Source organism: Pseudomarimonas arenosa (assembly GCF_014841215.1).
Lineage (GTDB): Bacteria > Pseudomonadota > Gammaproteobacteria > Xanthomonadales > Xanthomonadaceae > Pseudomarimonas > Pseudomarimonas arenosa.
This window is the reverse complement of sequence record NZ_JACYTR010000009.1, coordinates 100,950-114,706: the sequence shown is the minus strand read 5'-3', so window position 1 is coordinate 114,706 and position 13,757 is coordinate 100,950. Positions and strand designations below refer to the sequence as shown.

Here is a 13,757-nt window from a genome sequence, read left to right as displayed (position 1 = left end):
GACAGGCTCGTTACGGCGTGATGTAGCCAGCGTCTGCCGCCATGCGGTCGGCGTGATAGGACGACCGGACCAGCGGGCCCGAGGCGACATGGGTAAAGCCCATGGCCAGGCCCTGCTGTTCCAGCTCGGCAAACTCCTCCGGCGTCCAATAGCGCAGCACCGGATGATGCGCCGCCGAGGGCTGCAGGTATTGGCCGATGGTGATCATGTCGACCTGATGGTCGCGCAGATCGCGCATCGCGCTCAGCACCTGCTCCATCGACTCGCCCAGACCCAGCATGATGCCGGACTTGGTCGGCACCTTGGGGTGCGCCTGTTTGAACTCGGCCAGCAAGCGCAATGACCAGTCGTAGTCAGCGCCGGGGCGAACATTGCGATACAGCTCGCGCACGGTCTCAAGATTGTGGTTGAAGACATCGGGCGGCTGCCGCGCCAGCGCCTCCAGCGCCCGCTCCATTCGACCCTTGCCGCGAAAATCCGGGGTCAGAATCTCGATCCGCACCGCTGGCGACGCAGCCCGCACGGCGCGAATGCACTCGGCAAAGTGGCCGGCGCCGCCGTCACGCAAATCATCTCGATCGACCGAGGTGATCACCACATACTTCAGCCGCATGTCGCGAATGGTCTCCGCCAGCTGCGCAGGCTCGCTGGCATCAGGCGGCTTCGGTCGGCCGTGGGCGACATCGCAGAAACTGCAGCGCCGCGTGCAGACCTCACCCAGAATCATGAAGGTGGCCGTACCGTGGCTGAAGCATTCGTGGATATTCGGGCAGCTGGCCTCCTCGCACACCGTCACCAGCCGATTGGCGCGCAGCCGCTGCTTCAGCTCGGCCACCTGATTGCCCGAGGGGATACGCACCCGAATCCAGGATGGCTTGCGCAGGGTCGGCACCGCCTCGAACTGCACCGGGCTACGGCCGATCTTGTCGGCAGCGACCTGCTTCTCGCCCATCACCAGGGGGATCTGTTTCGCACTCGGGGTATCAGTCATGAAGCGCTTCTAGGGTAGAAATGGCGGGCACGTTCGGGTCGGCAGGCAGCACGCTCAGACCGAGCTGTCGCGATAGCTGCTCAATCAGCCGATCCTCGACGTCGGACAGCCGCAGGCCGGGCTGAAAGTCTAGCAGTTGGCAGACCTGCAGGCCCTGATAGCCGCAAGGATTGATTCTGGCAAACGGCTCCAGGTCCATGTCGATATTGAAGGCCAGGCCATGGAAGCTGCAGCCGCGCCGCACCCGCAGACCGAGCGCGGCGATCTTCTTCTCGCCAACATAGACGCCCGGCGCACCGCTGCGTCGATCAGCAGACACCGAATAACTGGCCAAGGTATCGATGATCGCCTGCTCGATGCGGCATACCAGCTCGCGAACCCCGAGCCCCAGCCGGCGCAGATCAATCAGCGGATAGGCGACGATCTGACCGGGGCCGTGATAGGTCACCTGACCGCCGCGATCGACCGGCACCACCTCGATATCACCGGGCGCCAGCACATGCTCCCAGCGCCCGGCCTGACCGAGGGTGAACACCGGCGGGTGCTGCAAAAGCCACAACTCGTCGGCACGGTCAGCGCCACGAGCATCGGTGTAGGCCTGCATGGCCTGCCAGATGCTGCGGTAAGGCTGCAGACCGAGTCGACGCACATGCCACTGCCGCGCCGCGGGCGCAGCGGTCTCTACAGCGTCCACTTCACATCCGGACAGGCACGCAGACAGCTATGTGCCAGCTCGTACTGCTGTCGATCATCGGCATGAAAGCTGATATGCACGGACACGTAGTTGCCCTTGCTGGAGGGTCGCTGACGCAGTGAATCGGCAACCAGACGCAGGCCGGCCGCCGACAGCAAAGCCGGCACGCGCAGTTCCAGGTCGGCATCGGCCGGGCCCATGGCGGAAATCTCAAACACGCCAGGAAACCGGAACCCGCGGTTGTCTTCGCTCTGCTCTGCCATGACTCAATCCGACTCCCACCACATCCAGAACCCATCATTCATGCGGCTGAAGAAGCCTGCCTCTTCCACTGCATTGCCGGCCAACAGCGGCACGTCGGCGACTTCCTTACCGTCAAACTGCAGGCTGAGCCAGCCGATTTCAACACCTTGCGAGATCGGTGCCACGACCTGATCCGGCAAGCTGATGCTCGCCTTGACCTCGCCGTAGCGCCCGCGTGGCAGCGTCAGCTTGAGCGGCTCGGCAACCACCAGAGGCAGGGCTTCGCTGACCCCTTTCCAGACCTTGGCTTCGCTGACCTTTCCACCGGCCGGATAGATCACATGGGTCTCGAAGAAGCGGAAGCCCCAGTTAAGCAGGGCAAGATTGCCCTCTTCACGCTGACGAAAGCCCTCCTTGCGCGAGCCTTCGATGCCCATCACCACCGAAACCAGGCGCTGCTCGCCGCGCTTGGCCGAAGCGGCCAGACAGTAGCCGGCCGCTGAAGTGTGGCCGGTCTTGATGCCATCCACGGTGGCATCCTTCCATAGCAGACCGTTGCGGTTGTACTGCTTGATGCCGTTGTAGGTGTACTCCTTGACCGAGTACAGCGCGTAATGCTCAGGAAACTGCTGGATCAGGGCCCGGCTCAACAAGGCCACATCGCGAGCGCTCATCCGGTGCCCATCGGCGGTCAGGCCGTGGGAGTTGACGAAGTGCGAGTTGTGCATGCCCAGCTTGTTCGCGTAGGCATTCATCAGATCCGCGAATGCCGCCTCGCTGCCGGCCACGTGTTCGGCCAGCGCAATTGCCGCATCGTTACCGGACTGGATCACCAGACCGCGCAGCACATCATCGAGTTTCACCTGGCTATTGACCGCCAGGGCACTGAACGAGCCATCGGTGCCGGCACCGCCCTGTCGCCAGGCGTTCTCGCTGATCAGCACCTGATCGTCGCCCGACACCTTGCCGGCGGCGATCTCGGCTGCCACCACATAGCCGGTCATGACCTTGGTCAGGGATGCCGGGTCCAGCGGCTCCTGCTCGTTCTGCCCGGCCAGAACCTGGCCGGTCTCGGCGTCCATCAGCACGTAGGCCCGGCCGGCAACAGCTGGGGCAGCGGGAATCGGCGTAGCCGCTGGCGCCGGCGTCGCCGGCATCGGAACCGGCTGAGCCACTGCCAGCGATGAAACAAGAACCAGGCCGCAGACCATCCAGCCGCACCATCCGGCACGTCGCCGAGAATTACTCACACCACCACTCCTTGCAACGAAAAGCATAAAAAACGAAACGATGAGTTAGCGCTGACCGCTGGACAAATCATGCGACAAGCGCTGCCCGGTTTGCTTACTGTGATCAAAACGCATGGACCTCACTCGGGAACCAGCTGCGGCTCGCCCAGACCCATGCCGCGCAGCGCCTGTTTGGCCTGCTCGATTTCAGACCATGCCTGATACGGCCCCAGGCGCACCCGCCAGACGCGTTGGTTGCCGACCCGCGCCGCCACCAGCTTCACGCCGTCGACGCCAGCATCCTGCAGTCGTTGCTGCAAGCGCTTGGCATTGTCTTTCTCGGCGAAACTGGCGATCTGCAGAAAGCGCCTGTCGCTGCCGCCCGCGCTGTTTGACCCGTGCCCTCCGCCCCGACTCGGTGCCGGCATGGCGGAACGATGCAAGGGAGGCGCCTGCTGCGCCATGCGCCGATCGCTCGGATCGATGGCTTCGACTTCGACGCTGGCGGTGCCCTTCAAATGCATGCCGAGGCGCACCGCTGCCGCGTAGGAGAGATCGATGATCCTGCCATCATGAAAAGGGCCGCGGTCATTGACCCGCACCACCACGCTGCGGCCGTTGTCGAGATTCACCACCCGCACAAAACTGGGCAAGGGCAGCGTCTTGTGCGCCGCGGTGAACTTGTACATGTCGTACGGCTCGAAGCTTGAGGTCGGCCGGCCATGAAACTTGTTGCCATACCAGGAGGCGATGCCGCGCTCACGATAGCCTTTGGCGGAGTCCATCACCCGGTAGGTCTTGCCCAGCACAGTGTAGGGTGATCGATTGCCGTAGCGAGCGCGCGGTTCCGGCACCGGAATCGGCTCGGGAATGCGCGAGATCTCCGGCGGCACCGGCGGCCCGCCATCGCGAATATGCGGCGCGTAGAGCTCGCCCGAGCGCGGCGGTTTGTTCGGCAGCGGGTGCGAGGCGCGCTTGGGTTGACCTGAACAGGCGATCAGCACCAGGCAGATCAGTGCGATCAGCCCCCGGGTGGTGCCCTTATTCAACACCCGACAAGACTCAGGGAACCTGGGCCAGCTGACCTTGATCGGCCAGGGCCTGGGCCAGCTGCAATACCGCCATCGAATACAAGGGTGATCGGTTGTACCGCGAAATCACGTAGAAGTTGTCAAAGGTCAACCAGTACTCGGGGCCGTCCTTGCCGTCCAGAGTGAGCACGGTCGCCGGCATTTCATCCGACAGCTCGCCCTGCCAGGCAACGCCGGCATCACGCAAAGCGGCAACGGTGAATTCCGGCTTCAAACCGGATGACTTCGGCGGTGCCTGTTCGCCTGGCCACTGCGCCGGCAGGGCCACTGGCTGACCGCTTTGCCAGCCGTGAGCTACGAAGTAATTCGCCACCGACGCGAAAATATCGGGCAGGGAACCAAAAAGATCGCGACGACCATCGCCGTCGCCATCCTTGGCATAGTGCCGGTAACTGGAGGGCATGAACTGGCCCCAACCCATGGCGCCCGCGTAGCTGCCCTTGATTTCGTCCAGGCTCAGCTGTTCTTCATTGGCCAACACAAACACGTGCGCCAGCTCACTGCGGAAGAACGTTTGCCGCGGCGGATAATGCGCGCCCAGCGTATACAGGGCGTCGAGCACCCGATAGCTGCCGGTGATCTTGCCGTAGTTGGTTTCGACGCCGATGATCGCGGCGATAAGTTCGGCGGGCACGCCAGTCTCGGTTTCGACCGCCGCCAGCGCCTGCTGGTGCTCAGCCAGGAATCGGCGACCGTCGCGAATCCGCGCCTCGGTCATGAAGATCGGGCGATAGGCGGACCAGGGCTTGGCCTCGGCCGGGCGAGTGATCGCATCGATGATGCTTTGCTGATACTTGGCCTTGCTCAGCAGGGGCAGGATCTGCTCGCTGCTGAGGCCGTTCTGAGCGGCAAGTTCGGCAGCCAGGGCGGCGCGATCAACGGTATCGGACGAATCTGCCAGCGCCGGTGCATTCACACCAAGCGCCAGCAACGGCAGGAAAAACAGCTTTGAAGTCAGCACAGGCATTGCAGATCAGAGCTAGGAAACCGGCGCAAGTGTACACGCCCAGGGACCAAGCTCGCGCGACAACGGTTCAGCCTGGCGCGGACTTACGCCGTCGGCGTAGCGTTTGAGAGCGCCCGCGGCGCCCGCGCAGACCGGCGGCCGGCAAGGACGCCCCTGACAGGGTAAGCGCAGCCGTGCGCATGACCAGCCGGCGTCGCGCACCTGGCTCGGCGGGCGCCATCCTGCGCCTACCGCCACCTACGTGCAGACCCAACAGGGTCAATAAAGGCATCCAAAGCCCATACACCGCCAGCGCGGCCTGCGTGTCGGCGGCGTCACTGGCTAGGGCAAGCAGCAGCGTGCCGCTGAGCAGCCACAGCCAGGCGAATGCCTGCGGCCCGGTCAGATACCACTCGCGTGTGCCGGGGCCTGGATCGTGCGACGCGGATTGCCAGTGCAGGACCGTCATGACCAACTCCTAAGCTGGGGTGTGTGGTCCAGACTGGCGAGCACTCGTCTCAGCGACTGCGACCGCTCGTTGCTGGGCGACTCAGTCGCGGCAACCGTGATCGGCGCACAATCAACTGCGACCGTTTCTGCTCCGACTCCGCTCGTTGGCCTGTGCCAGCGCCCGTTCGCCAGCCTCACGGCCGATCACAATAAGCTCCTCGGCCCGCCAGAACTCATAGAACAGGCAGGCATCCCGCGGCACCCGGATCAACAGGTCCGGCGGATCCATGGCCAGCTGCACGCGCGAAATCTGCGCCTGCACGGTATCCAGCGAGCGCGCCATCAGGTCGAGCAGTCCGGGCTGGGCCGGCTGTGCCGGACGGTCCGGAAACAGGCTCTCGAACCAGGCAGCCACACGCTCCTTCAGGCCGGGCTCGCCGTTCTCTGCCGACAGCGGATCGGTTGCCTGCGCCGCTTCTGCCGCGTGCGGTAGATCACGCAGGGCAGCCGGCACCCGATCATTGACATCCACCGCCACTACCAGATCAGCCTTATAGCGCCGCGTTGCGGCGATCGGCATCGGCGCCAGCAGGCCGCCGTCGACCAACTCCCGCCCGTGCAGGGTATGCGGGGTAAACACCATCGGAATGGCGATCGAGGCCCGAATGGCGTCAAACAGCGGCCCTTCGGTGATCCACACCTCGCGCTGACCTTCCAGGTCAGTGGCCACCGCGGTGAATGGCATCGACAACTCTTCGATGCAGTGCTCACCGACCAATTCCTTCATCGCACCGATCACCCGTTCACCCTTGATCAAGCCTGGGTGCCCAAAGGCGAAATCGAGCAGACGCAACACGTCACGCCGTTCCAACGCACAGACCCAGTCGCGATATTCGGCGAGACGGCCAGCCGCGTGGATGCCGCCGACCAAGGCGCCAATCGAGGTGCCGGCAATCGAATTGATCCGATACCCAGCCGCCTCGATCGCTTCGATTGCGCCGATATGGGCCAGTCCGCGCGCACCGCCGGAGCCCAGCACCAAGGCGACGGTAGGTTTGTCCTCTGTTGTGTTGGCCGACTTGCTCATGCGCTGTAGTTGGCTAGCGCCAGCTGCAGGGTGATCTTGGCCTCCGAGCGCAGGCTGGCCGGCTCGACGATCTCGGCATCCGGTCCGTAGCGCATCACATCCATGAGCAGTTCCTTCGGATTGGAGTAGGGCAGCCGCAACTCATAGCTACCATCGGCCAGCAGCTGACCCTGTTGCTTGGAATGCCAGTGTTCATCAGCCACCCAGCGTGCTGCATGGGGCGAGAAGCGAATCATCGCCCATCCCTTGGCGGCGCCGGAGAAGATGCCGTAGCTGCTAGCAAAGTGACTGTTAAGTTCGTCCTCAGCCAGATCGATCGCAGGCACTTCCTCACAGCGTGGCTGTCGCATGCGGTCGACGGCAAAGCTGCGCAGTGCTTCGCGGTCGTGATCGAAAGCGTCGAGATACCAGTTATCGCGATAATGGGTAAGCCGCTGCGGCGAAACGCGACGCGTGCTATTGGCGTCGGTCGAGCGCGCACGGTACTCGAAGCTGAGTCGCCGACGCTCCAGCACGCCGGTGGCGATGGCGCGGAAAGCGGCCTCGTCCAGATCGCGGGTTGCCGCGCCGATCACCCGCACACGCTCGACCGGAAAACGCTTGCCGCCGGCCTGCTCTGCCAGCAGGGCATCGATACGCGATTTCAACGGTGCCAGGGCAGAGGACAACACCCCGGGCCCGGTTCGCGCCAACAATTGATGCGCTGCCAGCAGGGCGTGTAGCTCGTCCGAGGTCAGCCACAGCCCGGGCAGTTCGAAGCGCTGCCCACCATCGTGCTGATAGTAGAACCCCTCGGGCTCAGTGCTTTTCTCGATCGGCGCCCCCAGCGCGTCGCGCAGGTGGGCCACATCGCGGTACACCGTGGCACGCGAGCATTCCAGCTCTTCCATCAGGCGCTGCAGCGACACCGGGTAGCGCGCCGCCGACAGCAGGCGGTGCAGAGACAATATGCGTTCGTAGCGATCCATCCACGCCGACTCCAGTTCATCTGCAGCCATTCTGCGCAGCCACGCGCCCGGTTGCCAGTGTAGAGTGAGGCGGCACCCGGTGGACTGAGTCAACAAAGCGATATTGGGACCTGCGGATTGAAGTCTTGGCGCTCGGAAACGCCGTAGCCTGACAGGCGTCCGCGAGTCGGGGCCGGCCTGGCGTTAGCCTGTTCAACGCCAGCGCACCCGCGTGACCTGAAGTTGAACAGGATGTTCAACGCCATCACACTGGATCAACAAGAGTGCGAGTTCGACCACAACTTCGACCACATGGAGTCACGTTGGCATGCCCATCGAAGCGTTGTTGACCTTGACAGTGTTGCTGGCAACGGTGCTGCTGTTTGTCAGCGAGCGGCTGCCGGTGGATGTGGTCGCTCTGCTTTCGCTCAGCGCCCTGCTTCTGCTGGGCCTGGTGAAACCGGAGCAGGCGCTGTCTGGCTTTGCCAGCGAGGCCACGGTCACCGTGGCGGCGATGTTCGTGCTCAGTGCGGCCCTGTCACGCAACGGCGCCTTGCGGGTGGTGTCGCGGCTGCTGTCGCGGTTGCAGAACGCCTCCATGTTTACCCTGGTCACCATGCTATGCCTGGCCGCGATGTCGGCCTTCGTCAACAACACGGCTGCGGTGGCGGTATTCCTGCCGGTGGTACTGATGGTGGCGGCACGCAACCGCTTTTCAGCCTCGAAAGTGCTGATTCCGATGTCCTATGCCGCGCAGATGGGCGGCGTCTGCACCTTGATCGGCACCTCCACCAACCTGCTGGTCAATTCGATTGCGCACGACCTCGGGCATCCGGGATTCACCCTGTTCGAGTTTGCGCCGTTGGGCCTGGCCTGCGCGGTTGCAGGCGTCGTCTACATCATGACGATTGGCCGCTGGCTGCTGCCCTCACACCGACAGGCTGAGCTGACCGACACCTATGGCCTGGCCAAGTACATCACTGAACTGCGTGTTCAGGAGGGCTCACCACTGATCGGACAATCGGTATCCGACGCCAAGCTGGGTGAGCGCTTCGGCGTGTATGTGCTGGAGCTGCTGCGCGGCGAGGAGGAGGTCTGGTCTCCGCGGGCGCAGAAACTGCAGGAAGGCGACACTCTGCTGGCACGCGGCGACTGGCCCAACCTCACCCAGATGCGCGAGGAGTACAAGCTCGACCTGCAGCCTGAGTTCAGGCTGCGCGATTCCAGTTTTGCCAGCAGCGAGTTGGTGCTGACCGAAACCATGGTGGCGCCGGGTTCGCGCTTCGCCGGCCATTCCTTGGGCGAGCTCGATTTTCAATGGCACTACAACGCCAGCGTGCTGGCCATTCAGCGCCGCAGCGGCATCGTCCGCAGCAAGCTGCGCGACGTGCGCCTGCAACTGGGCGACATTCTGCTGATGCTGGCGCCGGCCAGCGAAATGCCGTTTCTGCGCAGCAATGCCAATCTGATCGTTCTATCCGAGCGCGAGGACGAAGCGTCGAGCTCACGCCGCGCCTGGTGGTCGATCGCGGTGATGGCCGGGGTGGTCGGCGCCGCCGCCCTGCTCGACATGCCGATCGTGGTGTCCGCCCTGATTGGCTGCGTGGCCCTGATGCTGCTGCGTTGCATCGATCCGGAAGACGCCTACGAGGCAATTGACTGGCGGGTGATCATGCTATTGGCCGGCGTCCTGCCGCTGGGTATCGCATTGCAGCAAAGTGGTGCCGCCAGCATCCTGGTCGGCGCAGTGCTTGATGTGCTGGGTCGCGAGGATCCGCTGATCGTGCTGGCCGGCATCTACCTGCTGACTGCGGTGCTGACCGAAGCGATGAGCAATAACGCCGCCGCTGTGCTGCTAGCACCCATCGCCTTCGCCAGCGCAGTCTCGCTAGGGGTCAGCCCGACACCGTTTCTGATCGCCGTCGCATTCGCCGCCTCAACCAGCTTTGCCACGCCGGTGGGCTACCAGACCAACACCATGGTCTACAACGTTGGCGGCTATCGCTTCAGTGACTTCCTGCGCATCGGTCTGCCGCTGAACCTGCTGTTCTGGGGTCTGGCGGTGTGGCTGATCCCGAAGATTTTCCCGTTTTGAGCGCTGTGCTGCCCTGGTTGCGCCCTTTCGGCCACCATTTGTTCACTTGAGGCAGTCCGTATCGGGGTATCCTCCGGCCCGTTCGGCTCCGCGCTCGGCGGGCCATGGCATCGGCTGCCTCAGCGGCGCGTAGCGATGCCCTTTCCCATTGTCCTACTGAGAGAATCCTATGCGCATATCCTTGATTCCCTTTGCTCTCCTGCTGGCCGGTGGCGTCAGCGCGGCTGAAGAAACGGGTGGTTGGTCGGGCACCGGCGAGCTCGGCCTTGCGGTTGCCCGCGGCAATGCTCGCTCGGAGAACCTTAACACCAAACTCAATCTTGAGAACGAAGACGAGCGCTGGAAGCACAAGTTTCATCTGGCAGCGTTGCGCTCGAAAGGCGAGGTGAAGGGTGATTTCGATAACGATGGCGTACCGGACGAGCGTTTCGACCTGACCGCCAATCGCTACGAGCTCGGCGCATCCAGCGCGATCAAGATGAACCAGCGCGCCTACTGGGTTGGCGCAGTGCGCTACGAGCAGGACGACTTCGCCTCGTACGAGAACCAGACCACATTTGCTCTGAGCTACGGCTATCAGGCGATCGACAACGAGACCACCCAGCTGTCGGCCGAAGTCGGTCCAGGCTATCGCCGCGCCAAGGTGGCCAGCAGCGGTGAAACCGAGACCGGTGCGATTCTGCGCGGCCAGATCGACTACAAGCACCAGCTGACGGAAACCACCTCGATCGGCAATCTGTTGCTGGTGGAAAGCGGCGATGACAACACCTTCGCCCAGAACGACCTCGGTGTCAGCGTTGCCATCAACAGCCGCTTTGCCCTGAAGGCCGGCATTCAATGGCGCTACAACTCCGAGACCGACCCCGGCGTGCAGAGCAGCGACACCCTGACCACGGTGAATCTGGTCTACAACATCAAGTAATGCACCGGCAGATCAGCCGCCGAGCAATCGGCGGCCACCCTGCGCCAACAAGTGCTCGGCGACCTCGACACCAAGCGCCTCGGCCTGGGTCAACTCCTTGACCACGGCACCGGCGGCGGCCCGGACCAGTTCGCCGCTACCGGCATCGCCGACCAGCCCACGCAGTATGAAACGCTCGCCATCGCGTTCGGCATAGGCCGCCACCGGCACCTGGCAGCTGCCGTGCAGGCGGCGGTTCATGGCTCGCTCAGCGCTGACCTGCAGCCGGGTCTCGGCGTGATCCAGCTCCCTTAACAAGTCGATCCAGCGGACTGCGCTGTGATGGCATTCGATGGCGATCGCCCCTTGCGCCGGCGCCGGCAGCCAGTCGGGAGCGGCCAGGGTCTGGCGGATGCGCTCATCCATCCCCAATCGCTGCAATCCGGCGCAGGCCAGAACGATGGCCTGATACTGTCCTTCATCGAGTTTGGCCAGCCGGGTATTGACGTTGCCGCGCAGGTCACGCACCTCGACATCGGGGCGGCGGGCTTTCAGCTGTGCCTGGCGACGCAATGATGAACTACCGACCACGGCGCCGGCCGGCAAGGCCTGCAGGTCAGCAAATTCCGCGCTGACCCAGGCATCAAAGGGGTTGGCGCGCTGCAGGATGGCGGGCATCTCGAAGCCCGGTTCCAGCTCCATCGGTACATCCTTCAGCGAGTGCACCGCACAGTCGGCCTCGCCACGCTCCATGGCCAGTTCCAGTTCCTTCAGGAACAGGCCCTTGCCGCCTATGGCGGCCAGCGATCGATCCAGCACCTCGTCACCGCGGGTCGACAGCGGGACCAGCTCAACCTGCAATCCCGGCTCGATCGCTCGCAGGCGCGCGGCCACGTGTTCGGTCTGCCAGAGCGCCAGGGCGCTCTTGCGCGTTGCGATGCGCAGCGACCTCACAACTCAACCACACGTTTGCGCAGCTGGGGCAGACAGCGACGACTGACATCGAGCAACTCATTGACATGGCGAAGCCGCGCCCGGGTATGACCATCTGGGCCACGACGCAACTCCTGTAGTTCGTCCATCGCCACCAGGCAGTTGCGATGAATGCGCAGAAACCGGTCGGCAAATTCAGATTCCAGCGACTTCAGCGAATCTTCGATCAGATCCTCGCCATTGGCATGGTGGATCACCACGTACTTCTCGTCGGCCTGCAAGTAATAGATCTCTTCAATCGGGATCAAGCGCATGCTGCCGCGCAGGCGGGCGCACAGATGGCTGCGCCGCTTGTCCTGACCATCGGCCTTTTGCAACTGATCCAGGGCGGCAGGTGCCAACCGACGCGCCCGACCGAGCGATTCGCTGAGTCGCTCGGCGCGCACCGGTTTCATCAAGTAGTCGACCGCGCCGGCATCAAAGGCGGCCAGTGCGTGCTCGTCATAGGCGGTGCAGAACACCACGGCCGGGGCCGGATTGAGCGTGGCCATATGCCGCGCAGCTTCCAGCCCGTCCATCACCGGCATCGACACATCCATCAGCACCAGATCCACATTGCCCGCCATGACCCGTTCGCAGGCTTCGCGGCCGTTCTCCGCCTCCCCCACCAGTTCGATCTCGGGATGATCGGCCAGCAAATCGGCCAAGCGGTCGCGTGCCAGCGGTTCATCATCAACGATCAGCACCCGCATGAAATCTGTCCTCCCTCGGCCGGGCCCTCGCGGGCTGGAGCCACACCTGTGCCGATAATGCCACCATTGATCCGACAACTTGAAGTTTGAACGTCCTGTTCAAGCTCGAATCCGGCATCTTCGCCACCTGACCCGACCGCCCAACGCCGCGTCACTCGCGAGCAACCGCACCATGGCCCGACGCTGCCTGGCAATCGAGTCATCGTGAGCCGGACGACTCGCTCACCAGCGGAATCAGCAAGACACAATGATAGCTCCCGGATTCTTCATAACGCCGCAATGCTGCCTGATCGGCAAAATGGTACGCCAGTCGCTGCTCGATGTTCGACACGGCGTGCTGACTGCCGGTCGAGGCTTCGCGCTTGTCCGGCAACGGATTCTGAATGTGCACCTGCAACTGCTTGCCCTTCAGCGACAGCGCGATATGCAGCAGTCCGCCCTCGGGCAGTTTGGAAATACCATGATGTACCGCGTTCTCCACCAGCGGCTGCACGGTCAGCCGCGGCAACTGCATGTCCATTGGCACATCGGCGTCGATCTGCCATTCGACCTTCAGCCGGTGGGTGAGCCGCAATTGCTCGATTGCCAGATAGCGCCGACACAACGACAGTTCTTCCTCCAGCGAGGCAGTGCCCTGGCCGGCACCGAGGGCCGCACGGAACAGGTCGGAAAGATCCTCGATCGCCCACTCGGCGCTGACCGGGTCGCGGCGCAGCAGGCTGAGGATGCTGTTCAGGCTATTGAACAGAAAGTGCGGCCGGATACGGGCCTGCAAGGCATCAACCGCCGCCCGGGCCTGGGCGCGTTCGTTCTGCAGCCATTGCTCCTGCACGTAGTAGTAGCGCATCAGCGCCGCTGACAGGACCGCGGCCACCGCGCTTACCCGCCCGGCGAAGCCGCCACCGCCAGGAAAGGACTTCTCCAGATGAAAGCCAAACACCGGGTCGAGCAGGTACACCAGATAAGCGGCCAGAGCCGACAAACCCACCGGCAGGGCCCAGGCCAGACCGGCACCCAAGGGGGTCCATAGTCTGGCCAACCAGGGTCGCGCCTTGCACAGCACCAGGATCGACAACAACATCAACCACAGTGCCCAGGTACTGGCAGCGACGAACTCTTCCAAGGTCCAGGGGTCGGAGCGCCGTGGTGCCAGGGCCAGCACCACCACTACCAGTTGCGCCGCCACCAGACTGGTGAACAGCAGCGGTAGTCGACAGAAATCAGGCGGACGAAAGGTCGATCTCGCAGGCATGGCGCGAAGTGTGCGCTGCCGGCTCGATTCGCGCCAGTCGGCAACGACAGCCAGCAGCACAGCCGCGATCAGCGGTGCTCAGTCGGGGCGAGAATACTGGCGCCAGACGCAGCACGCCCGGCGCGAGGCCGGGCGTGCGATCAACG

14 protein-coding genes are annotated in these 13,757 nt (G+C 63.6%); 2 read left to right on the top strand and 12 right to left on the bottom strand.

Features of this window, described 5'->3' with window-relative positions:
- Nucleotides 1-10: 10 nt before the first annotated feature.
- From lipA to IFO71_RS06950, 9 genes are all read right to left on the bottom strand, one after another.
- On the bottom strand, nucleotides 11-991 hold the full coding sequence (lipA, locus tag IFO71_RS06990; RefSeq protein ID WP_192028826.1) for a lipoyl synthase: 981 nt from the start codon (nucleotides 989-991) through the stop codon (nucleotides 11-13).
- A complete protein-coding gene (lipB, locus tag IFO71_RS06985; protein WP_425502876.1) occupies nucleotides 984-1,712 on the bottom strand; it encodes a lipoyl(octanoyl) transferase LipB in 729 nt (242 codons plus the stop codon). Before lipB ends, lipA begins: the two co-directional genes overlap by 8 nt.
- The gene (locus IFO71_RS06980; protein ID WP_192028825.1) at nucleotides 1,673-1,948 is read right to left on the bottom strand and encodes a DUF493 family protein; all 276 of its coding nucleotides are present in this window, start codon (nucleotides 1,946-1,948) and stop codon (nucleotides 1,673-1,675) included. The genes lipB and IFO71_RS06980 overlap by 40 nt, the downstream gene beginning before the upstream one ends.
- Before the next feature lie 3 nt (nucleotides 1,949-1,951).
- Nucleotides 1,952-3,139 (bottom strand): D-alanyl-D-alanine carboxypeptidase family protein, encoded by a 1,188-nt coding sequence (locus tag IFO71_RS06975; protein WP_192028855.1) that lies wholly within the window; start codon nucleotides 3,137-3,139, stop codon nucleotides 1,952-1,954.
- Between the two features lie 158 nt (nucleotides 3,140-3,297).
- On the bottom strand, nucleotides 3,298-4,209 hold the full coding sequence (locus IFO71_RS06970) for a septal ring lytic transglycosylase RlpA family protein (protein WP_332309337.1): 912 nt from the start codon (nucleotides 4,207-4,209) through the stop codon (nucleotides 3,298-3,300).
- Nucleotides 4,210-4,219: 10 nt separating this feature from the next.
- Nucleotides 4,220-5,215, bottom strand: coding sequence for a lytic murein transglycosylase B (gene mltB / locus IFO71_RS06965; RefSeq protein WP_192028824.1), 996 nt, complete (start codon nucleotides 5,213-5,215; stop codon nucleotides 4,220-4,222).
- Between the two features lie 67 nt (nucleotides 5,216-5,282).
- Entirely contained in the window at nucleotides 5,283-5,663 is a 381-nt protein-coding gene (locus tag IFO71_RS06960; RefSeq protein ID WP_192028823.1) for a hypothetical protein, read from the bottom strand.
- Between the two features lie 111 nt (nucleotides 5,664-5,774).
- Nucleotides 5,775-6,731, bottom strand: coding sequence for a patatin-like phospholipase family protein (locus IFO71_RS06955; protein WP_192028822.1), 957 nt, complete (start codon nucleotides 6,729-6,731; stop codon nucleotides 5,775-5,777).
- Nucleotides 6,728-7,699 (bottom strand): helix-turn-helix transcriptional regulator, encoded by a 972-nt coding sequence (locus IFO71_RS06950; RefSeq protein WP_192028853.1) that lies wholly within the window; start codon nucleotides 7,697-7,699, stop codon nucleotides 6,728-6,730. Before IFO71_RS06950 ends, IFO71_RS06955 begins: the two co-directional genes overlap by 4 nt.
- A gap of 307 nt (nucleotides 7,700-8,006) precedes the next feature.
- On the opposite strand from IFO71_RS06950, the gene IFO71_RS06945 reads away from it, so the two are divergent.
- Together IFO71_RS06945 and IFO71_RS06940 are read left to right on the top strand one after the other, a co-directional pair.
- Nucleotides 8,007-9,773 (top strand): SLC13 family permease, encoded by a 1,767-nt coding sequence (locus IFO71_RS06945; protein WP_192028821.1) that lies wholly within the window; start codon nucleotides 8,007-8,009, stop codon nucleotides 9,771-9,773.
- Nucleotides 9,774-9,942: 169 nt separating this feature from the next.
- Nucleotides 9,943-10,695 (top strand): DUF481 domain-containing protein, encoded by a 753-nt coding sequence (locus IFO71_RS06940; RefSeq protein WP_192028820.1) that lies wholly within the window; start codon nucleotides 9,943-9,945, stop codon nucleotides 10,693-10,695.
- A 12-nt stretch (nucleotides 10,696-10,707) separates the two neighbouring features.
- On the opposite strand, the gene hemC is transcribed toward IFO71_RS06940, so the two are convergent.
- The 3 genes from hemC to IFO71_RS06925 form a co-directional block, all read right to left on the bottom strand.
- Entirely contained in the window at nucleotides 10,708-11,628 is a 921-nt protein-coding gene (gene hemC, locus IFO71_RS06935) for a hydroxymethylbilane synthase (RefSeq protein ID WP_192028819.1), read from the bottom strand.
- Nucleotides 11,625-12,359 carry a LytR/AlgR family response regulator transcription factor gene (locus tag IFO71_RS06930; protein ID WP_192028818.1) on the bottom strand — a complete coding sequence of 245 codons (735 nt, stop codon included), beginning with the start codon at nucleotides 12,357-12,359 and terminating at the stop codon, nucleotides 11,625-11,627. The genes hemC and IFO71_RS06930 overlap by 4 nt, the downstream gene beginning before the upstream one ends.
- Nucleotides 12,360-12,558: 199 nt before the next feature.
- A complete protein-coding gene (locus tag IFO71_RS06925; protein ID WP_192028817.1) occupies nucleotides 12,559-13,611 on the bottom strand; it encodes a sensor histidine kinase in 1,053 nt (350 codons plus the stop codon).
- Nucleotides 13,612-13,757: the final 146 nt, after the last annotated feature.

Bases quoted from the DNA above. Each gene is read 5' to 3' on its own strand.
- lipA (WP_192028826.1), bottom strand. From the start codon at position 991: ATGACTGATACCCCGAGTGCGAAACAGATCCCCCTGGTGATGGGCGAG.
- IFO71_RS06980 (WP_192028825.1), bottom strand. From the start codon at position 1,948: ATGGCAGAGCAGAGCGAAGACAACCGCGGGTTCCGGTTTCCTGGCGTG.
- IFO71_RS06975 (WP_192028855.1), bottom strand. From the start codon at position 3,139: ATGGTCTGCGGCCTGGTTCTTGTTTCATCGCTGGCAGTGGCTCAGCCG.
- mltB (WP_192028824.1), bottom strand. From the start codon at position 5,215: ATGCCTGTGCTGACTTCAAAGCTGTTTTTCCTGCCGTTGCTGGCGCTT.
- IFO71_RS06960 (WP_192028823.1), bottom strand. From the start codon at position 5,663: ATGACGGTCCTGCACTGGCAATCCGCGTCGCACGATCCAGGCCCCGGC.
- IFO71_RS06955 (WP_192028822.1), bottom strand. From the start codon at position 6,731: ATGAGCAAGTCGGCCAACACAACAGAGGACAAACCTACCGTCGCCTTG.
- IFO71_RS06950 (WP_192028853.1), bottom strand. From the start codon at position 7,699: ATGGATCGCTACGAACGCATATTGTCTCTGCACCGCCTGCTGTCGGCG.
- IFO71_RS06945 (WP_192028821.1), top strand. From the start codon at position 8,007: ATGCCCATCGAAGCGTTGTTGACCTTGACAGTGTTGCTGGCAACGGTG.
- IFO71_RS06940 (WP_192028820.1), top strand. From the start codon at position 9,943: ATGCGCATATCCTTGATTCCCTTTGCTCTCCTGCTGGCCGGTGGCGTC.
- IFO71_RS06930 (WP_192028818.1), bottom strand. From the start codon at position 12,359: ATGCGGGTGCTGATCGTTGATGATGAACCGCTGGCACGCGACCGCTTG.
- IFO71_RS06925 (WP_192028817.1), bottom strand. From the start codon at position 13,611: ATGCCTGCGAGATCGACCTTTCGTCCGCCTGATTTCTGTCGACTACCG.